This is a genomic window from Streptomyces sp. NPDC021096 (assembly GCF_040641275.1).
Taxonomy (GTDB): Bacteria; Actinomycetota; Actinomycetes; order Streptomycetales; family Streptomycetaceae; genus Streptomyces.
Genome location: NZ_JBFADG010000014.1, coordinates 37,543 through 57,514 on the forward strand (window position 1 = coordinate 37,543; position 19,972 = coordinate 57,514).

Genomic DNA, 19,972 nt, shown 5'->3' on the forward strand with positions numbered 1-19,972 from the left:
GGCCCCACGCTATAGGGCCGGCGGTCAGCGACCGCCGTCGCCCTCCCTGTCGGCGAGGAAACGCTCGAATTCCGCGCCCAGTTCATCGGCGGAGGGCAGGTCGACGGGCTCGGCGACGAGGTTGCCGCGGATCTCGGCACCGGCCACCGCGTCGTACTGGTGCTCGAGGCCCCGTACGAGCGCCACGAGCTCCTCGTCGCCCTCGGCGAGCTGACGCTCGATCTCCTCCTGGGTCCGCAGCGCCTCGGTGCGCAGGGCGTGCGCGGCGTTCGGCAGGACGAGGCCCGTCGCGGCGGTGACCGCTTCCAGTGCCGTCAGTGCCGCGTCCGGGTAGGGGGAGCGGGCGACGTAGTGGGGGACGTGGGCGGCGACGCCCAGAACATCGTGGCCGGCCTCGGCCAGGCGGTACTCGATGAGCGACTCGGCGCTGCCGGGCACCTGGGCCTCGTCGAAGTAGCTGCGATGGCCCGGCATCAGGTCGGTGCGGTTGCCGTGCGGGGTGATGCCGACGGGGCGGGTGTGGGGGACGCCCATGGGGATGCCGTGGAAGTTGACGGACAGGCGTACGCCGAGGCGCTCCACCAGCTCTCGCACGGCAACCGCGAAGCGCTCCCACTCCACGTCCGGCTCGGGGCCGGTGAGCAGGAGGAAGGGGGCGCCCGTCGTGTCCTGCACCAGACGGAGCTCGATCCTGGGGACCTCGTACGCGCTCCAGCGGTCGCGCTCGAAGGTCAGCAGGGGGCGGCGCGCCCGGTAGTCGATGAGCCGGTCGTGGTCGAAGCGGGCCACGACCTGGTGCGGCAGGCCGTCCAGCAGCCGTTTGACGATCTGGTCGCCCGTCTCACCGGCGTCGATGTAGCCGTCGAAGTGGTAGAGCATGACCAGCCCGGCCGTGTCCTGGGCCAGGGCCAGGTCGGCTACGGCGAGCCCCTTGGGCTCCCATTCGTACAAACCCTGCGGATCCAACACAGTGACCGTTCCTCCTCATGTTCCGTACGGAAGAACGCCCTTGAAGGGCGCGGGCATTCCCCGTGCGGGCGGTCAAGAGGATCAATGCGGGGGTCACGCGGGCATGAGTAAGGCCCGCTCTCCAAGGAGAGCGGGCCTTACTTCAGTCAGCTGTCAGCTGCTGCCGGTCAGAGCCTCAGCTCTGGCCGCCGGCGAGCTTCTCGCGGAGCGCGGCGAGCGCCTCGTCCGACGCCAGGGCGCCGGACTGGTCGGCCGACTCCGAGGAGTACGAACCGCCGGAGACGGTGCCGGCACCCGAGGCGGCGGCCGGAGCGGCAGCGCCCTCGGCAGCGGCCTGCTCGTCGGCCTCGCGGGACTTGATGACCTGCGCCTGGTGCTGCTCGAAGCGCTGCTGCGCCTCGGCGTACTGGCGCTCCCACTCCTCGCGCTGCTTCTCGTAGCCCTCGAGCCAGTCGTTGGCCTCGGGGTCGAAGCCCTCGGGGTAGATGTAGTTGCCCTGGTCGTCGTAGGACGCGGCCATGCCGTACAGGGTCGGGTCGAACTCGACCACGGACGGGTCGGCACCGAAGGACTCGTTGGCCTGCTTCAGCGAGAGGCTGATGCGACGACGCTCGAGGTCGATGTCGATGACCTTGACGAAGATCTCGTCGTTGACCTGGACGACCTGCTCCGGGATCTCCACGTGGCGCTCGGCCAGCTCGGAGATGTGGACCAGGCCCTCGATGCCCTCGTCGACGCGCACGAACGCACCGAAGGGAACGAGCTTGGTGACCTTACCCGGGACGACCTGACCGATCTGGTGGGTCCGGGCGAACTGCTGCCACGGGTCTTCCTGGGTGGCCTTGAGCGACAGGGAGACGCGCTCGCGGTCCATGTCGACGTCGAGGACCTCGACGGTGACTTCCTGGCCGACCTCGACAACCTCGGACGGGTGGTCGATGTGCTTCCAGGAGAGCTCGGAGACGTGGACGAGACCGTCGACGCCACCCAGGTCCACGAAGGCACCGAAGTTGACGATGGAGGAGACGACGCCGGAGCGCACCTGACCCTTCTGGAGGGTGGTGAGGAAGGTCTGGCGGACCTCGCTCTGGGTCTGCTCCAGCCAGGCACGGCGGGACAGGACCACGTTGTTGCGGTTCTTGTCCAGCTCGATGATCTTGGCCTCGAGCTCCTTGCCCACGTAGGGCTGGAGGTCGCGGACGCGGCGCATCTCGACCAGGGAGGCCGGGAGGAAGCCACGGAGGCCGATGTCGAGGATGAGACCACCCTTGACGACCTCGATGACGGTACCGGTGACGATCCCGTCCTCTTCCTTGATCTTCTCGATGGTGCCCCAGGCGCGCTCGTACTGGGCGCGCTTCTTCGAGAGGATCAGGCGACCTTCCTTGTCCTCCTTCTGGAGAACCAGGGCCTCGATCTCGTCGCCGACCTTGACGACCTCGTTCGGGTCGACGTCGTGCTTGATCGAGAGCTCGCGGGAGGGGATCACACCCTCGGTCTTGTAACCGATGTCGAGCAGGACCTCGTCCCGGTCGACCTTCACGATGACGCCGTCGACGATGTCGCCGTCGTTGAAGTACTTGATCGTCTCGTCGATCGCGGCGAGGAAGGCTTCCTCGTTACCGATGTCGTTGACCGCAACCTGCGGGGTGGTGGCGGTGGTCTCGGTGCTGCTCGTCATGTGGGAAAGGGCTCCGGTACGGACATTGAAGTCGTAGGTACTGCTACGCCGTGGGCCGGTATCGCACCGCCGAAGCCGGACAGCCTTGGAGGCGCAGTTTCCGTAACGAGTCCGAAGACCCGATAGAAAACCGGAAGCGCCTCGACAACCGAGGGGACATACAACAAGTGCGAGCGCGACCTGCTCCGTCTGAGGCGCGCAGGCTCGCAGCGCAACTTGTAGCATACGGGGGCAGCCGGACACGGTCAATGCGCGAAGGCGCACACCCGGGATGAAATACCCGAAATCCGGCACAACTCAGGTTGTGCGAGGCCACGAGGGCCCCGCGACACCCCGTAGCGCCACGCCCGGGCCCCCGGAAGGACCCCGGCGAAATCCCGGCCGAGCGCCGCCGGACCCCGCGGCGACACGCTCCGGAGGGGACCTGTAAAGATCGAAAGACCTATTCAAGATCAAGAACCGCTCACCGCGGTTCCCTGGCCGAGGGCGCGACCGTCGAGATGACCCAAGAGTACGAGCCGGAAGCGACCCGCCGTGAGAGCGGCGGGACGGAGAGCAGCCGGGCCAGCCGCGGCTGGTGGGACCGCAACGCCGACGAGTACCAGAGCGAGCACGGCGGCTTCCTCGGCGACGACCGCTTCGTCTGGGGGCCCGAGGGCCTGGACGAGGCGGAGGCCGCGCTGCTGGGCCCGGCGAGCGGCCTCAGGGGCCTGGCCGTCCTGGAGATCGGCGCGGGCGCGGCCCAGTGCGCGCGCTGGCTGGCCGCCCAGGGCGCCCGCCCCGTGGCCCTGGACCTCTCCCACCGGCAGCTGCAGCACGCCCTGCGGATCGGCGCGGACTTCCCCCTGGTCGAGGCCGACGCCGGCGCGCTGCCCTTCGCGGACGGCTCCTTCGACCTGGCCTGCTCCGCCTACGGAGCGGTGCCGTTCGTCGCCGATCCGGTACAGGTGATGCGCGAGGTGCGCAGGGTGCTGCGGCCCGGCGGCCGCTGGGTCTTCTCCGTCACGCACCCCATCCGCTGGGCCTTCCCCGACGAGCCCGGCCCGGAGGGTCTGTCCGTCGCCGCCTCCTACTTCGACCGCACCCCTTATGTGGAGCAGGACGAGAACGGCCGGGCCGTCTATGTGGAGCACCACCGCACGCTCGGCGACCGGGTGCGCGACGTGGTCGCCGCCGGCTTCCGCCTGGTCGACCTGGTCGAACCGGAATGGCCGGCCTGGAACACCCAGGAGTGGGGCGGCTGGTCCCCCCTGCGCGGCCATCTGATCCCCGGCACGGCGATCTTCGTCTGCGAGCGCGACTGACACCGGGCCGCGGGGCCGCGCCGGGCCTCGGCGAGACTTGATCCCGTGATCCGCACCGAGGCCCTCGACCACCTGCCCGTACGCACCGCCCTGCCCGCGCTCACCCGTGCGCTGGACGACAGCGGCGCCGCCGTCCTGTGCGCGCCGCCCGGCACGGGCAAGACGACCCTGGTGCCGCTGGTCCTCGCCGGGCTCGTGGCGGCCGGCGATGGGGGCCCCGCGCCCGTACGCCGTGTGGTGGTCGCCGAGCCGCGCCGGATCGCGGCACGGGCCGCGGCCCGCCGCATGGCGTGGCTGCTGGGCGAGGAGGTGGGCGGCGCCACCGGCCGGGTGGGCTTCACCGTGCGCGGGGAGCGCCGGGCGGGGCCCGCGACCGTGGTCGAGGTGGTCACGACCGGTGTGCTGCTGCAGCGCCTGCAGCGCGATCCTGAGCTGGCCGGAGTCGACGTCGTGGTGCTCGACGAGTGCCACGAGCGGCATCTGGACGCCGACACGGCCGCGGCGTTCCTGCTGGACGTACGCGCCGCCCTGCGCCCCGAGCTGCGGCTGGTGGCCGCCTCGGCCACCACGGACGCCGAGGGCTGGGCGCGGCTGCTGGGCGGCGCGCCCGTGGTGCGGGCGCAGGGCGTCTCGCACCCGGTGGACGTGGTGTGGGCGCCGCCGGAGCGGGCGGTGCGGCCGCCGCACGGGATGCGCGTGGACCCCGTGCTGCTGGAGCACGTGGCCGCGGTGGTGCGGCGGGCGCTGCGCGAGCGCGACGGCGACGTGCTGTGCTTCCTGCCCGGTGTGGGCGAGATCGGGCGGGTGGCGGGCCTGCTGGGCGGGCCCGGGGCGCTGGGCGGCGCCGAGGTGCTGCAGGTGCACGGCAGGGCGCCGGCGGCCGTGCAGGACGCGGTGCTCGCCGGTGGCGGCGGTGCGCGGCGGGTGGTGCTGGCGACGTCGGTGGCGGAGTCGAGCCTGACGGTGCCGGGGGTGCGGATCGTGGTGGACGCGGGCCTGGCCCGGGAGCCGCGCATGGACCACGCCCGGGGGCTGAGCGCGCTCACGACCGTACGGGCGTCGCGGGCCGCGGCCCGCCAGCGTGCGGGGCGTGCGGGCCGTGAGGCGCCGGGAGTGGTGTTCCGCTGTTGGTCGGAGGCCGACGAGGTGCGGCTGCCGGCGTTCCCCGCCGCGGAGATCACGGTCGCGGACCTGACGGCGTTCGCCCTGCAGGCGGCCTGCTGGGGCGATCCCGACGCGTCCGGTCTCGCGCTGCTCGACGCCCCGCCTGCCGGCGCGCTGGCCGCGGCCCGTGCGGTGCTGGCGGCCACGGGCGCGACCGGCCCGGACGGGCGCCCCACGGACCGGGGCCGGCGCATGGCCCGGCTGGGGGTGCACCCCCGTCTGGCGCGCGCCCTCCTGGACGGAGCGCACGAGGTCGGCGCGCGCCGCGCGGCCGAGGTCGTGGCGCTGCTCAGCGAGGAACCGCCCCGGGAGTACGGCGACGACCTGGCCGCCGCCTGGAGGGCTGCCCGGCGCGGCGGCGACGCCTACGCGGCGCGCTGGCGCACCGAGGCCCGCCGCCTGGAGAGCGCGGTGCGGGGCGTCGCGGGCGACGGTTCGGACGGGGCGACGGGTGAAGGCCATGACCGCACCGGGGCCGCACAGGCCGACGACGCCGTCGCCGGGCTGATCGCGGCGCTGGCGTTCCCCGAGCGGGTGGCGCGCTCGCGCGGGGAGGGCTCGTATCTGATGGTGTCGGGGACGGGCGCCGAGCTGGGCGAGGGCTCGCGGCTGCGCAGTGCGCGGTGGCTGGCGGTCGCCGTGGCGGACCGGCCGGTGGCGGCCGCGTCGGCGCGGGTGCGGCTGGGCGCGGTGATCGACGAGGGCACGGCGCGGGCCGCGGCCGGGGCGCTGTTCGCCGAGGGCGAGGAGGTGCGCTGGTCGGAGGAGCGGCGCGATGTCGTGGCGCGCCGGGTGACGCGGCTGGGGGCGGTGGAGCTGGCCACGAGCACGCTGACCTCGCCGGACCGGGCGCTGGTGCGTACGGCACTGCTGGAGGGGCTGCGGCGCGAGGGGCTCGGTCTGCTGCGCTGGAGTGCGGAGGCCGAGGGGCTGCGGCAGCGTCTGGCGTTCTTGCACCGGGAGCTGGGCGAGCCGTGGCCACAGGTGTCGGACGAGGCGCTGCTGGCGCGTACGGACGAGTGGCTGGGCCTGGAGCTGGACCGGGCGCGCAGGCGCGCCGACCTGGAGCGGGTGAACGCCGGTACGGCCCTGGAGCGGCTGCTTCCGTGGGCGAGCGGGGACGCGGCGCGTCTGGAGGAGCTGGCGCCGGAGCGTCTGGAGGTGCCGAGCGGCTCCCGGATCCGGGTGGACTACGCCGGTGAGCAGCCCGTTCTGGCCGTCAAGCTGCAGGAGCTCTTCGGGCTGCGGCAGACGCCGCGCCTGGCGGGCGGCCGGGTTCCCGTGCTCGTCCACCTGCTGTCGCCGGCGGGCAGGCCCGCGGCGGTCACGGCGGATCTGGCGTCGTTCTGGCAGGACGGCTACCGCTCCGTGCGGGCCGAGCTGCGCGGCCGCTACCCCAAGCACCCCTGGCCCGAGGATCCGTCCACGGCCGTGGCGACGCGGCGCACCAACGCACGCCGCCCGTAGGACGTGCGCCCCGGGCGCGCGGGTGCGGCGTGCGCGCCCGGGTGGCGGTGTCCTGCCCTGTCAGGGGAGGTAGCGCTCGACCGCCGCGGCCCCCTCCTCCTCCATCAGGCGCTTGGCCCTCTCGATCCGTTCCGGTGTCACGTCGCGACCGGAGGCCATGACCAGGTCTTCGGGGTCGAAGGGCCGCTCGCCACCGGTGTACAGCCGGCGCGGCCGGGACGTGGTGGACGCGTCCTCGGGACTCTCCTTCACGGCGAGCCTCCTCTGCTCAGCGACCCCTCGTCGGGGGTCGGCCGTTCGGGTTTCCCTCCATCGTGTGCCACGTTCGCGGCGAGCGCACGACGATCTCGGGCCTCGAGGACGAGGGAGAGGGACAGCAGCGCGCCGCCGAGCGTCACGAAGCCCCAGGGGAGGTAGGCGGTGAGCAGCAGGACCAGCTGGCGCTGCGACTTCACCAGCGCGACCGTGTCCTCGACGTAGTCGGGCCGCATCTTCACATGGCCGGCGAAGGCGGTGATCGGCTTCTTGTCCGGCCGGCCGGTCCAGCGCATCTCCTCGCGGTGGTCCTCCTCGCCGTTGACGGGCGCGCCGGTGGTGGGGTCGACCCAGAACATGCGCCGGGTGGCGTACCAGCGCTCCAGGCCGAGCTGGCGGACGGTGTCGGGGGTGATGCCCAGCGGCAGGGTGCGGGGCAGGGGGACCTTGGTCCAGGGGATGGTCTGCTCGAAGTAGTAGACCTTCAGGCCGTGGAAGGTGCGGGTGCCCTTGTAGTGGATGGGCGCGGAGGTGCGGGTCATCAGGTCGAAGTAGCGGTAGTCGCGCTTTTCGACGAGGAAGGGCCACTTGTACTGGATGCCGTCGCGGCGCACCGGGGTGCCGTCGACGTGTTCGCCGCCCGCGTGAACGGGCTGCTGGCTGTGGGCGTCGAAGACGTAGCGCTCGGGTATCCGCGAGATCATGGCGCCGTCGGGGCCGGCGGCGTAGGAGAGGCCGTCCCAGACGACGACGTCGCGGCCGGTCGCGGTCTTGACCTTGCGGGCCTGCTCCACGTTGCCCTTGAGGGTCTGCACCATGGTGAGGCGGGAGACCTTCTTCGGGGTGAGCGTGGCGTAGTCGATGAGGGTGGCGTCCTTCGCCTCCAGGACGGCCGTCTGGTAGCGGCCGGCGGGGACCTTGGCCAGGCGGGGGAAGGCGTACCAGCGCAGCAGTGGCGACAGGGCGGTGAAGAACACCGCGAGGGCCAGCAGCACCAGGCTCGCTCTGCGGCGCATGAGGGGCCTCCCGGCTACGGGTGTGCGGGGGCGGTGGACAGCAGGGGCTCGGGCGAGGTCTCGCCTTCGGGCGGGCCGATGGCCGTGACGGTGAGGACCAGGGCGAGGGCCGCGGCCAGTCCGATGGCCGCGGCGGCCAGTGCGCGCATGCGTAGCCTCCTGGCAGCGTTCCCCGGATGTGACGAGGCGTCAGGAATGGGCACGGTAGCAACGCACACCGCGGATGAGAACCACACCGCCGACCACAACCGCACCGGCCCTCCTCCCCCCTCGGCTCACCGAAGGGAAAGAAGGGCCGGTCAACGCGTACGAGTCCGCAAACCGGACCCCGCGGGCGATCAGTGCGCGGCGGACTCCCAGTCCCGGCCGACACCCACCGACACATCCAGCGGGGCACGCAGCTCGACGGCACCGGCCATCTCACGGCGGACCAGCGCCTCGACCTTCTCGCGCTCACCCGGCGAGATCTCCAGCACGATTTCGTCGTGCACCTGGAGCAGCATCCGGGACGTGAGCGTCTCGGCCGCCAGGGCCTCGCCCACCCGCAGCATCGCGATCTTGACGATGTCCGCGGCAGTGCCCTGGATCGGAGCGTTCAGCGCCATCCGCTCCGCCATCTCACGACGCTGACGGTTGTCGCTGTTGAGGTCGGGCAGATAACGACGACGGCCGAGCATCGTCTCGGTGTAACCCGTGGCACGGGCCTCCTCGACCACACGCTGCAGATAGTCGCGCACCCCGCCGAACCGCTCGAAGAACGTGTCCATCAGACGACGCGCCTCATCGGGCGCGATGTTCAGCTGCTGCGAGAGCCCGAACGCCGACAGACCGTAGGCCAGACCGTACGACATGGCCTTGATCTTGCGGCGCATCTCCGCGTCGACCTCGCCCTTGGCGACGCCGAACACCTGGGAGGCCACCGTGGTGTGCAGGTCCTCACCCGACGCGAACGCCTCGATCAGACCCTCGTCCTCGGACAGGTGCGCCATGACCCGCAGCTCGATCTGGCTGTAGTCCGCCGTCATCAAGGACTCAAAGCCCTCACCGACGACGAAACCACGACGGATCGCACGACCCTCGTCCGTACGCACCGGAATGTTCTGCAGGTTCGGATCCGTGGACGACAGCCGGCCCGTCGCCGCCACCGTCTGGTTGAAGGTGGTGTGGATCCGCCCGTCGGGAGCGATCGCCTTGATCAAACCCTCGACCGTGGAACGCAGCTTGGACTGCTCCCGGTGCCGCAGCATGATCACCGGAAGCTCGTTCTCCGTCTGCGCGGCCAGCCAGGCCAGAGCGTCGGCGTCCGTGGTGTAACCGGTCTTCGTCTTCTTCGTCTTCGGCAGGCCCAGCTCCCCGAAGAGAACCTCCTGCAGCTGCTTGGGCGAGCCCAGATTGAACTCACGGCCCGCCGCCGCGTGCGCCTCGAGCACCGCCTGCTGCACCGCCGCCGCGAACTGCTGCTCCATCCGCTCCAGCCAGCCACGGTCCGCGGCGATGCCCGAGCGCTCCAGGTCGGAGAGCACCGCACTGGTCGGCAGCTCCACATCGGTGAGCAGATCCGCCGCACCCACCTCCCGCACCCGGCCCTCGAACGCGCCACCGAGGTCCAGGACCGTACGGGCCCGGCCCATCAGGGCGTCCGCCTCGGCCTGCTCGTCCGCGCCGAACGCCAGCTGCCCGTCACCGGCGGCGGCCGTGGCCAGCTCCCGGCCCAGGTACTCCACCGACAGCGTGTCCAGGGCGAACGAACGACGGCCCGGCTTGACCAGATACGCGGCCAGGGCCGTGTCCATCGTCACGCCCTCCACCGGCCAGCCGTGCTCGGCGAAGACCCGCATCGCGGCCTTCGCGTCGTGCATCACCTTCGGCCGCGCCGGGTCGGCGACCCACGCGGCGAACGCCCGCTCGTCGGCCTCGTCCAGCTCCGCCGGATCGAACCAGGCCGCCGGACCCTCGCCCGTCGCCAGCGCGATCTCCGCGACCCGGCCCGCGCCCTGCGCCCAGGTGTCGGTGATCGCCACACCCAGCGGGCCCGTACCGTGCCCGGCCAGCCACGGCGCCAGCTCACCCGCACCCAGCACCACGCCGTCCACCTCGGCACCCGCCTCCGGGGCCGCCTCCTCGGACGACTCCCCACCCGGGTCCGCGGCCAGCAGCCGGTCCCGCAGCCCCTGGTTGCGGATCTCCAGCTGCTCCAGGAACGCCACCAGCGCCAGCCGGTCGAACGCCTGGCGCTCCAGGTCGTCCGGGTGCGTGGACAGCTTCACGTCCCGCACCATCTCGGTCAGCCGGCGGTTGAGCTTCACCGCCTCCAGGTGATCCCGCAGGTTCTGCCCGGCCTTGCCCTTGACCTCGTCCACCCGCTCGACCAGCTCCGCGAACGAACCGAACTGGTTGATCCACTTCGCGGCCGTCTTCTCACCCACGCCCGGGATGCCCGGCAGGTTGTCCGACGGGTCGCCGCGCAGCGCCGCGAAGTCCGGATACTGCTGCGGCGAGAGGCCGTACTTCTCCACGACCTTCTCCGGCGTGAAACGCGTCAGCTCCGAGACGCCCTTCGTCGGATACAGCACCGTCACCGCATCGGTGATCAGCTGGAAGGAGTCACGGTCACCGGTGACGATCGCGACCTCGAAACCCTCCGCCTCCGCCTCCGTGGCCAGCGTCGCGATCACGTCGTCGGCCTCGAAGCCGTCGACCGCGAACCGCCGCACGTTCATCGTGTCGAGCATCTCGCCGATCAGCGCGACCTGCCCCTTGAACTCGTCCGGGGTCTTCGAACGCGTCGCCTTGTACTCCGGGAACTCCTCCGAGCGCCACGTCTTGCGCGACACGTCGAACGCCACCGCGAAATGCGTAGGCCGCTCGTCACGCAGCGTATTGGCCAGCATCGACGCGAAGCCGTACACCGCGTTCGTCGGCTGACCACCCGAAGTGGTGAAGTTCTCCGCGGGCAGCGCGAAGAACGCCCGGTACGCCATGGAGTGCCCGTCCATCAACAACAGACGGGGCCGGCCTCCCTCCGCAGATGCCTCGGTGCCGGTCGGTTCGTTCGTCTTCGATGCCTTTGCTGCCACGCCCCCGATCCTGCCACGGCCCACTGACAAACCAGGCCACGCAGCCCTCGCCACCGTCGCTGTCGGACCCCCATGACAGGATCGGCACCGTACGCACACACCCGCGTACCACCGACCGCTCAAGGGGGAGCGAGATGGCAGGCAAGCCGCCCACCGGCGATCCCGTACAGGACGCACCCGACGTCACCGCCCCGCAGCACGCAGCCGCCGGCCTGCCCGCCATCGCCCACACGCTGCGCATCGCCCACGACCAGATGGGCGTCCGACGCACCGCCCTCACCCTCCTCAAGGTCAACCAGAAGGACGGCTTCGACTGCCCCGGCTGCGCCTGGCCCGAGCCCGACAAGCGCCACGCCGCCGAATTCTGCGAGAACGGCGCCAAGGCCGTCGCCGAGGAAGCCACCCTGCGCCGCGTCACCCCCGCCTTCTTCGCCGAGCACTCCGTGCCCTCGCTCGCCGACCGCAGCGGCTACTGGCTCGGCCAGCAGGGCCGCCTCACCCACCCCATGTACCTCGCCGAAGGCGCCGAGCACTACGAGCCGGTGACCTGGGAGCGGGCCTTCGACATCATCGCCGGCGAGCTCACCGCCCTCACCGGCCCCGACGAAGCCGTCTTCTACACCTCCGGGCGCACCAGCAACGAAGCCGCCTTCCTCTACCAGCTCTTCGCCCGCGAATTCGGCACCAACAACCTGCCCGACTGCTCCAACATGTGCCACGAGTCCTCCGGCTCCGCACTCACCGAGACCATCGGCATCGGCAAGGGCAGCGTCCTGCTCGAAGACCTCTACAAAGCCGACCTGATCATCGTCGCCGGACAGAACCCCGGCACCAACCACCCCCGTATGCTCAGCGCCCTGGAAAAGGCCAAGGCCGGCGGCACGAAGATCATCACGGTCAACCCGCTCCCCGAAGCGGGCATGGAACGCTTCAAGAACCCCCAGCACGCCCGCGGCCTCATCGGCGGCGGCACCCCCCTCACCGACCTCTTCCTGCAGATCCGCCTCGGCGGCGACCAGGCCCTCTTCCGCCTCCTCAACAAACTCGTCCTCGACACCGAAGGCGCCCTCGACACCGCCTTCATCGACGAGCACACCCACGGCTTCGAGGACTTCGCACGCGCCGCCCGCACCGCCGACTGGGACCAGACCCTGCGCGCCACCGGCCTGCGCCGCGAAGAGATCGAAACCGCCCTGCGCATGGTCCTCGCCTCCCGGCGCACCGTCGTGTGCTGGGCCATGGGCCTCACCCAGCACAAACACGCCGTCCCCACCATCCGGGAAGTCGTCAACTTCCTCCTCCTGCGCGGCAACATCGGCCGCCCCGGCGCCGGCGTCTGCCCCGTACGCGGCCACAGCAACGTCCAGGGCGACCGCACCATGGGCATCTTCGAACGCCCCTCCACCGCGTTCCTCGACGCCCTGCAGAAGGAATTCGGCTTCGCCCCGCCCCGCGCCCACGGACTCGACGTCGTACGCGCCATCCGCGCCCTGCGCGACGGACAGGCCAAGGTCTTCTTCGCCATGGGCGGCAACTTCGTCTCCGCCACCCCCGACACCGACGTCACCGAGGCAGCCGTCCGCCGCGCCCGCCTGACCGTCCACGTCTCCACCAAGCTCAACCGCTCACACGTGATCACCGGCGCACGGGCCCTGATCCTGCCCACCCTCGGCCGCACCGAACGCGACCGCCAGCACAGCGGCGAGCAATTCGTCACCGTCGAGGACTCCATGGGCATGGTGCACGCCTCACGCGGCCGCCTCGCACCCGCCGGCCCCCAGCTGCTGTCCGAACCCGCCATCGTCTGCCGCCTCGCCCGCCGCGTCCTCGGCCCCACCAGCACCACACCCTGGGAAGAGTTCGAGAAGGACTACGCCACCGTCCGCGACCGCATCGCCCGCGTCATTCCCGGCTTCGAGGACTTCAACGCCCGCGTCGCCCGCCCCGGCGGCTTCACCCTCCCCCACGCCCCCCGCGACAGCCGCACCTTCCCCACCAAGACCGGCAAGGCCAACTTCACCGCCGCCGACGTCGAACACCCCCACGTACCCGAAGGCCGCCTGCTGCTGCAGACCCTGCGCTCGCACGACCAGTACAACACCACCATCTACGGCCTCGACGACCGCTACCGCGGCATCAAGAACGGCCGCCGCGTCGTCCTCCTCCACCCCGACGACGCCGCCGCCCACGGCCTCGCCGACGGCTCCTACGCCGACCTCGTCAGCGAATGGACCGACGGCAGCGAACGCCGCGCACCCGGCTTCCGCGTCGTGCACTACCCCACCGCACGCGGCTGCGCCGCCGCCTACTACCCCGAGACCAACGTCCTGGTCCCCCTGGACCACACGGCCGACACCAGCAACACCCCGGCCAGCAAGTCCCTCGTCATCAGGCTCGAGCCCCGGACCGACCACGACAGTTGACGCCGAAGCGGTCCAGCTGAAAAAACTTTCACCACACAACGACCAAAGGTGATCGGAGCCACGACGCATGGGCGAGCACAGCAAGACCACGTTCCCGCAGGACATCCTCGACCAGTGGGCCGACAGCGGGCTCGACCTCGGCGCCCTCTTCTCCGCGGGACACCTCGGCGAGCGCATGAGCGTCCACGTCGTCGAGGCCTCCCCCGAGCGCGTCGTCGCCACCATGCCCGTCGAAGGCAACACCCAGCCCTACGGCCTCCTCCACGGCGGCGCCTCCGCCGTCCTCGCCGAAACCATCGGCTCCGTCGGCGCCATGCTCCACGCCGGCCCCGGCCGCATCGCCGTGGGCGTGGACCTCAACTGCACCCACCACCGCGGAGTCCGCTCCGGACTGGTCACCGGCACCGCCACCCCCGTCCACCGCGGACGCACCACCGCCACCTACGAGATCGTCATCACCGACGAGCAGGACAAGCGCGTGTGCTCCGCCCGCCTCACCTGCCTCATCCGCGCGGCCGCCGACACCACCCCCGCCGCCTGAGAAAACCCACCGCACCACCCCACCGATGCCGCCCCCGGAACGCTTCCGGGGGCGGCATCGGTCTACTCAGCGCGACCCATACGCTCAACTCTGTTAAACAAACGCCCCCGAGTGACCTGCGGCATAACAAGACAGTCACATCATGGCCTGCACCTCTGCCCCTTAGTGCCGCACACCCCTAGAGTCACGGCCATTCACCACCCCGCCGGGCGGTTCGCACAAGGACTCTCCGCACCTCTCGAATTTCCCGTTCCGCCTTGCCTTCCTCCCGCCCGGCGGCGATACGGCACCTCCGCAGCGAGGGCCTCGCCAGGGAAAGGAAGCACCGTGCGACACCATTCCTTGCTCATCCTCACCACCGCGATCACCGCGGGAGCCCTCACCCTCAGCGCCTGCGGATCACGCGACGGCGACGGGGACAAAGACACCGACTCGGGCCGGAAGACCACCGTCACCATCGGCCTCGACGCCCCACTGACCGGCGACCTCTCCGCACTCGGCCAGGGAATCAAAAACTCCGCCCACCTCGCCGTCACCAACGCCAACAAAGCCAAAGAAGTCCCCGGCGTAACCTTCGAACTGACCCCCCTCGACGACCAGGCCCAACCCACATCCGGCCAGCAGAACGCCACCAAACTCGCCGGCGACAAAAAAGTCCTCGGCATCGTCGGCCCCCTCAACTCCAGCGTCGCCCAGTCCATGCAGCAGGTCGCCCAGGCCAACAACGTCGCCCTCATATCCCCCGCCAACACCACCCCCGACCTCACCCAGGGCAAGGACTGGAAACAGGACAACCGCAAACGCCAGTTCAGCACCTACTTCCGCACCGCCACCACCGACGAGATCCAGGGTGCCTTCGGCGGCCAGTACGCCTACGAACAGATCAAAGCCAAAACGGTCTACGTCATCGACGACCAGAAAACCTACGGCGTCGGCCTCGCCGCAGCCTTCTCCACCAAATTCACCTCCCTCGGCGGAAAAGTCACCGGCACCGAGCACGTCAACCCGGAAGACCGCGACTTCAAAGCCATCGTCTCCAAAGTGAAGACCGCCAACCCCGATCTCGTCTTCTACGGCGGCGAATACCCCGCCGCAGCACCCCTCAGCCAGCAACTCAAGGACGGCGGCGTCAAAGCACCCCTCATGGGCGGCGACGGCATGTACAGCGGCGACTACATCACCCTCAACAAAAAGTCCGCAGGCGACTACGCCACCTCCGTCGGCAAGCCCGTCGAACAACTCGACTCCGCCAAGAAATTCATCGCCGACTACAAGGCCGCCGGATACAAGGACCGCTACGAGGCCTACGGCGGCTCCACCTACGACGCCACCTGGGCCATCATCCAAGCCGTAAAGACCGTCGTCGCCGACAACGGCGGAAAACTCCCCGACAACGCCCGCACCAAGGTCGTCGAAGCCCTCAACAAGGTCAAGTTCGACGGCGTCACCGGCCCCGTCTCCTTCGACCAGTACGGCGACACCACCAACACCATGATCACCGCATACCAGGTCGACTCCGCCGCATGGAAAGCCCGCCACAGCGCCGAATACAAGCGCTGACCCCCACACACCCGCACACCACGCACCACACCCACCGGCCGGGCCGTACGAACCGACCACCCACCCCGCACGGCCCGCGCCGACCGCCCGCACCCCTTCCCATCCCACGGAGGCCCGGCGGTGCACGAACTGCCGCAACAGCTGGCGAACGGACTCATCCTCGGCGCGATGTACGGACTCATCGCGATCGGCTACACGATGGTCTACGGCATCGTCCAGCTCATCAACTTCGCCCACGGCGAGATCTTCATGGTCGGCGGCTTCGGCGCACTGACCGCCCACCTCATCCTCCCCGACAGCACCGGCCTGCTCCTCGCCCTCCCCCTCATGATCCTCGGCGGCATCATCGCCGCCACCGCCGTCGCCGTCACCGCCGAACGCTTCGCATACCGCCCCCTGCGCGGCGCACCCCGCCTCGCCCCCCTCATCACCGCCATCGGCCTGTCCATCGCCCTCCAGCAAGCCATCTGGAAGTGGTACCCCGACGCCAAGAAGGCCCGCGTCTTCCCCCAGTTCAAAGGCGAATCCCTCGACATCCTCGGCGCCACCGTCCAACGAGGAGAAATCTTCCTCCTCATCGCCGCACCCCTGTGCATGACCGCCCTCGGCCTCTTCGTCGCCAAAACCCGCACCGGCCGCGGCATGCAAGCCACCGCACAGGACCCCGACACCGCCAAACTCATGGGGATCAACACCGACCGCATCATCGTCATCGCCTTCGCCATCGGCGCCGCCTTCGCCGCCATCGCCGCCGTCGCCCACGGCCTCAAATACGGCCAAGTCGACTTCCGCATGGGCTTCATCACCGGCCTCAAAGCCTTCACCGCAGCCGTCCTCGGCGGCATCGGCAACATCTACGGCGCCATGCTCGGCGGCGTCGTCCTCGGCGTCGCGGAAGCCCTCGCCACCGGCTACATCGAGGAGATCCCCGGCATGACCCAATTCGGCGGCGGCTCCTGGAAGGACGTCTGGGCCTTCGTCCTCCTCATCCTCGTCCTGCTGCTCAGGCCACAAGGCCTGCTCGGCGAACGCGTCGCGGATCGGGCGTGATCACCATGACCGACACCCACCCCACCCCCCACCCACACCACGCCCTCATACCCCTGCCCCCCAACACCGCCCGCCTCCTCGCCATCACCGGCGCCACCCTCACCATCGCCTCCACCTTCACCGCCTGGACCTGGACCACCAAATTCCCCGGCAACCTCACCGTCACCGGATACCCGGGCGGCCTCCAGACCATCACCCTCGCCGGCGCCCTCCTCACCCTCCTCCACACCATCGCCGGACACGGCACCCCCGGCCTGCGCTGGCTCACCCCCGCCGGCGCCACCGCACCCACCCTCCTCCTCGCCCTCGGCACCTTCGCCACCACCTGGTACACCCTCGGCGCCATCGCCATCGACCTCGGCGGCCTCGCCAACCTCGAACCCGGCGGCTACCTCGCCGGAACGAGCACCCTCCTCACCCTCGCCGCGGTCCTCGCCCTCCCACCCGACCACCCCTACGACGACCACAACGGCACCCGGCCACCCACCCCCTGGCACCGCCTCCGCCACACCCTCACCACCCACCGACCACCCCGCCCCACCCCCCTCCCCACCTGGGCCGAAATCCTCATCATCGCCACCGCCTTCGGCCTCGGCCTCTACCTCTTCAGCTACGGCATCGACACCGAATACGGCGAACTCTTCGTCGGCTACCTCCTCCTGACCGGCTGCGCCCTCGCCGCCATCGGCCGATCCGGACTCACCACCCGCCTCACCACCCTCACCGCCAAACACCGCAACACCACACTCACCACCGCCTTCGTCGCCGCCGCCTGCTTCCCCCTCACCCAGACCAACGACGCCTACACCAACCTCGCCACCAGCATCCTGATCTTCGCCACCGTCGCCCTCGGCCTCAACGTCGTCGTCGGCCTCGCCGGCCTCCTCGACCTCGGCTACGTCGCCTTCCTCGGCGTCGGCGCCTACGCCGCCGCCCTCGTCTCCGGCTCCCCCGAATCCGCCATCGGCGTCCACTTCCCCTTCTGGGCCGCCGTCCTCACCGGCATCGCCGCCTCACTCGTCTTCGGCGTCCTCATCGGCGCACCCACCCTCCGACTCCGCGGCGACTACCTCGCCATCGTCACCCTCGGATTCGGCGAAATCTTCCGCATCACCATGCTCAACCTCAACGGCAAAACCGGCCCCGACATCACCAACGGCGCCATGGGAATCCCCAACATCCCCGAACTCAACATCCTTGGATTCAACTTCGGAAAAACACACGACATCCTCGGCACCCCCATCGGCCGATTCGGCAACTACTACCTCCTCATGCTCCTCGCCACCATCGTCGTCGTCCTCGTCTTCCGCCGCGCCACCGAATCCCGCATCGGCCGCGCCTGGATCGCCATCCGCGAGGACGAAACCGCCGCCACCGCCATGGGCATCAACGCCTTCCGGCTCAAACTCCTCGCCTTCGCCCTCGGCGCCGCGCTCGCCGGACTCGCCGGCACCATCCAGGCCCACGTCATCACCACGGCCACCCCCGACCAATACCAATTCGCCGGCACCGTACCCCCCAACTCCGCATTCCTCCTCGCCGCCGTCATCCTCGGCGGCATGGGCACCATCACCGGACCCATCGTCGGAGCAGCCCTGCTCTACCTCATACCGAGCAAAATGGACTTCATGCAGGACTACCAACTCCTGCTCTTCGGACTCGCCCTCATCCTCCTCATGCGATTCCGGCCCGAAGGCCTCGTCGCCGACCGCAGAAAACAACTCGAATTCCACGAACACGAGGACACCACCCCGGCCGGCGGCGCATCCCTCACCAAGGCGGAGGCGTAACCACCATGACGACCACCGCCACACCCAACCCGCCCACCACGCCCACCACGCCCGTACTCACCGCCACCGGCGTCACCATGCGCTTCGGCGGACTCACCGCCGTCCGCACCGTCGACCTCACCGTCGGACACCGCGAAATCGTCGGCCTCATCGGACCCAACGGCGCCGGAAAAACCACCTTCTTCAACTGCCTCACCGGCCTCTACACACCCACCGAAGGCACCGTCACCTATCAGGGCAACACCCTCCCGCCCAAACCCCACCTCGTCACCCAGGCAGGAATCGCCCGCACCTTCCAGAACATCCGCCTCTTCCCCAACATGACCGTCCTCGAAAACGTCCTCGTCGGCCGCCACACCCGCACCAAAGAAGGCCTCTTCTCCGCCCTCCTCCGCGGCCCCGGATTCCACCGCGCCGAACGAGCCTCCGAAGAACGCGCCATGGAACTCCTCACCTTCACCGACCTCGCCCCCAAACGCGACCACCTCGCCCGCAACCTCCCCTACGGAGAACAACGCAAGCTCGAAATCGCCCGCGCCCTCGCCAGCGACCCCGGACTCCTCCTCCTCGACGAACCCACCGCCGGAATGAACCCCCAGGAAACCCGCGCCACCGAAACACTCGTCCGCGCCATCAGGGAAAAAGGCACAGCCGTCCTCGTCATCGAGCACGACATGCGCTTCATCTTCAACCTCTGCGACCGCGTCGCCGTCCTCGTCCAAGGCCAAAAACTCCTCGAAGGAACACCCGACACCGTCCAGGCCGACGAACGCGTCATCGCCGCCTACCTCGGCACACCCTTCGAAGGCGCACCCGGACAGGAAGAAATAGCCGAAGTCGAAGCCGCAGAAGCCACAGCCGAAGCCGCCACCACGGCGGAAACGGAGGGAGACCAGCGATGACCCCCCTCCTCGAAGTCGAAAACCTCCGCGTCGCCTACGGAAAAATCGAAGCCGTCAAAGGAATCTCCTTCACCGTCCACGCGGGCCAGGTCGTCACCCTCATCGGCACCAACGGCGCCGGCAAGACCACCACCCTGCGCACCCTCTCCGGCCTCCTCACCCCCACCACCGGCACCATCCGCTTCGACGGCAAACCCCTGGGCGGCGTCCCCGCCCACGAAATCGTCGCCCGCGGCCTCGCCCACTCCCCCGAAGGCCGCCGCATCTTCCCCCGCCTCACCATCGCCGAGAACCTCCAGCTCGGAGCGTTCCTCCGCAAGGACACCGACGCCATCGCCCACGACATCCGCCGCGCCTACGAGCTCTTCCCGATCCTCGGCGAACGCGCCACCCAGAAAGCCGGCACCCTCTCCGGCGGCGAACAACAAATGCTCGCCATGGGCCGCGCCCTGATGTCCCGCCCCAAACTCCTCATGCTCGACGAGCCCTCCATGGGCCTCTCCCCGATCATGATGCAGAAGATCATGGACACCATCGCCGAGCTCAAGGCCTCCGGCACCACCATCCTGCTCGTCGAACAGAACGCCCAGGCCGCCCTCACCCTCGCCGACCACGGCCACGTCATGGAGATCGGCAAGATCGTCCTCTCCGGCACCGGCACGGACCTCCTCCACGACGAATCCGTCCGCAAGGCCTACCTCGGCGAGGACTGACCCCGCACACGCAGAAGGGGCCCGCCGTCCATACGGACGCGGGCCCCTTCTCCTGCCAAG

The 19,972-nt window shown here is 70.1% G+C and carries 15 protein-coding genes; 9 read left to right on the forward strand and 6 right to left on the reverse strand.

The genetic code is table 11. From position 1 onward, the window contains the following. Window positions 1-24: 24 nt before the first annotated feature. Both AB0G59_RS19155 and rpsA read right to left on the reverse strand, forming a co-directional pair. Window positions 25-969 carry a PAC2 family protein gene (locus AB0G59_RS19155; protein WP_360913025.1) on the reverse strand — a complete coding sequence of 315 codons (945 nt, stop codon included), beginning with the start codon at window positions 967-969 and terminating at the stop codon, window positions 25-27. A 175-nt stretch (window positions 970-1,144) separates the two neighbouring features. Continuing rightward, window positions 1,145-2,650, reverse strand: coding sequence for a 30S ribosomal protein S1 (gene rpsA, locus AB0G59_RS19160; RefSeq protein ID WP_360913027.1), 1,506 nt, complete (start codon window positions 2,648-2,650; stop codon window positions 1,145-1,147). Window positions 2,651-3,150: 500 nt separating this feature from the next. Here rpsA and AB0G59_RS19165 point away from each other — a divergent pair, with 500 nt between their 5' ends. Continuing rightward, complete coding sequence (locus AB0G59_RS19165; protein ID WP_360913028.1) at window positions 3,151-3,954, forward strand: class I SAM-dependent methyltransferase; 804 nt, start codon at window positions 3,151-3,153, stop codon at window positions 3,952-3,954. A 45-nt stretch (window positions 3,955-3,999) separates the two neighbouring features. Further along, complete coding sequence (gene hrpB / locus AB0G59_RS19170; protein WP_360913030.1) at window positions 4,000-6,585, forward strand: ATP-dependent helicase HrpB; 2,586 nt, start codon at window positions 4,000-4,002, stop codon at window positions 6,583-6,585. Between the two features lie 60 nt (window positions 6,586-6,645). On the opposite strand, the gene AB0G59_RS19175 is transcribed toward hrpB, so the two are convergent. From AB0G59_RS19175 to polA, 4 genes are all read right to left on the reverse strand, one after another. Then, entirely contained in the window at window positions 6,646-6,837 is a 192-nt protein-coding gene (locus AB0G59_RS19175) for a hypothetical protein (RefSeq protein WP_360913032.1), read from the reverse strand. Then, window positions 6,834-7,856, reverse strand: coding sequence for a DUF3068 domain-containing protein (locus AB0G59_RS19180; RefSeq protein ID WP_360913034.1), 1,023 nt, complete (start codon window positions 7,854-7,856; stop codon window positions 6,834-6,836). The genes AB0G59_RS19175 and AB0G59_RS19180 overlap by 4 nt, the downstream gene beginning before the upstream one ends. Before the next feature lie 14 nt (window positions 7,857-7,870). Then, window positions 7,871-8,005 (reverse strand): SPW_0924 family protein, encoded by a 135-nt coding sequence (locus tag AB0G59_RS19185; RefSeq protein WP_360913036.1) that lies wholly within the window; start codon window positions 8,003-8,005, stop codon window positions 7,871-7,873. Window positions 8,006-8,194: 189 nt separating this feature from the next. Next, window positions 8,195-10,852 carry a DNA polymerase I gene (gene polA / locus AB0G59_RS19190; protein ID WP_360913150.1) on the reverse strand — a complete coding sequence of 886 codons (2,658 nt, stop codon included), beginning with the start codon at window positions 10,850-10,852 and terminating at the stop codon, window positions 8,195-8,197. A gap of 215 nt (window positions 10,853-11,067) precedes the next feature. Here polA and AB0G59_RS19195 point away from each other — a divergent pair, with 215 nt between their 5' ends. The 7 genes from AB0G59_RS19195 (at window position 11,068) to AB0G59_RS19225 (ending at window position 19,912) form a co-directional block, all read left to right on the forward strand. Further along, complete coding sequence (locus AB0G59_RS19195) at window positions 11,068-13,356, forward strand: FdhF/YdeP family oxidoreductase (RefSeq protein WP_360913038.1); 2,289 nt, start codon at window positions 11,068-11,070, stop codon at window positions 13,354-13,356. 67 nt (window positions 13,357-13,423) lie between these two features. Continuing rightward, window positions 13,424-13,897, forward strand: a complete 474-nt coding sequence (locus AB0G59_RS19200; RefSeq protein ID WP_071964018.1) for a hotdog fold thioesterase — start codon at window positions 13,424-13,426, stop codon at window positions 13,895-13,897. Between the two features lie 342 nt (window positions 13,898-14,239). Further along, on the forward strand, window positions 14,240-15,457 hold the full coding sequence (locus AB0G59_RS19205) for a branched-chain amino acid ABC transporter substrate-binding protein (protein WP_360913152.1): 1,218 nt from the start codon (window positions 14,240-14,242) through the stop codon (window positions 15,455-15,457). 120 nt (window positions 15,458-15,577) lie between these two features. Beyond that, on the forward strand, window positions 15,578-16,507 hold the full coding sequence (locus AB0G59_RS19210; protein ID WP_360913040.1) for a branched-chain amino acid ABC transporter permease: 930 nt from the start codon (window positions 15,578-15,580) through the stop codon (window positions 16,505-16,507). 5 nt (window positions 16,508-16,512) lie between these two features. Next, window positions 16,513-18,297, forward strand: a complete 1,785-nt coding sequence (locus AB0G59_RS19215) for a branched-chain amino acid ABC transporter permease (protein ID WP_360913154.1) — start codon at window positions 16,513-16,515, stop codon at window positions 18,295-18,297. Window positions 18,298-18,302: 5 nt separating this feature from the next. Next, window positions 18,303-19,199, forward strand: a complete 897-nt coding sequence (locus AB0G59_RS19220; protein WP_360913042.1) for an ABC transporter ATP-binding protein — start codon at window positions 18,303-18,305, stop codon at window positions 19,197-19,199. Next, window positions 19,196-19,912: an ABC transporter ATP-binding protein gene (locus tag AB0G59_RS19225; RefSeq protein WP_360913044.1), complete on the forward strand. Its 717-nt coding sequence runs from the start codon at window positions 19,196-19,198 to the stop codon at window positions 19,910-19,912. Before AB0G59_RS19220 ends, AB0G59_RS19225 begins: the two co-directional genes overlap by 4 nt. Window positions 19,913-19,972 lie beyond the last annotated feature (60 nt).

Coding starts and splice junctions, on each gene's coding strand:
- rpsA (WP_360913027.1), bottom strand. CDS start 2,650: ATGACGAGCAGCACCGAGACCACCGCCACCACCCCGCAGGTTGCGGTC.
- AB0G59_RS19165 (WP_360913028.1), top strand. CDS start 3,151: ATGACCCAAGAGTACGAGCCGGAAGCGACCCGCCGTGAGAGCGGCGGG.
- AB0G59_RS19180 (WP_360913034.1), bottom strand. CDS start 7,856: ATGCGCCGCAGAGCGAGCCTGGTGCTGCTGGCCCTCGCGGTGTTCTTC.
- AB0G59_RS19185 (WP_360913036.1), bottom strand. CDS start 8,005: ATGCGCGCACTGGCCGCCGCGGCCATCGGACTGGCCGCGGCCCTCGCC.
- polA (WP_360913150.1), bottom strand. CDS start 10,852: ATGGACGGGCACTCCATGGCGTACCGGGCGTTCTTCGCGCTGCCCGCG.
- AB0G59_RS19195 (WP_360913038.1), top strand. CDS start 11,068: ATGGCAGGCAAGCCGCCCACCGGCGATCCCGTACAGGACGCACCCGAC.
- AB0G59_RS19200 (WP_071964018.1), top strand. CDS start 13,424: ATGGGCGAGCACAGCAAGACCACGTTCCCGCAGGACATCCTCGACCAG.
- AB0G59_RS19215 (WP_360913154.1), top strand. CDS start 16,513: ATGACCGACACCCACCCCACCCCCCACCCACACCACGCCCTCATACCC.
- AB0G59_RS19220 (WP_360913042.1), top strand. CDS start 18,303: ATGACGACCACCGCCACACCCAACCCGCCCACCACGCCCACCACGCCC.
- AB0G59_RS19225 (WP_360913044.1), top strand. CDS start 19,196: ATGACCCCCCTCCTCGAAGTCGAAAACCTCCGCGTCGCCTACGGAAAA.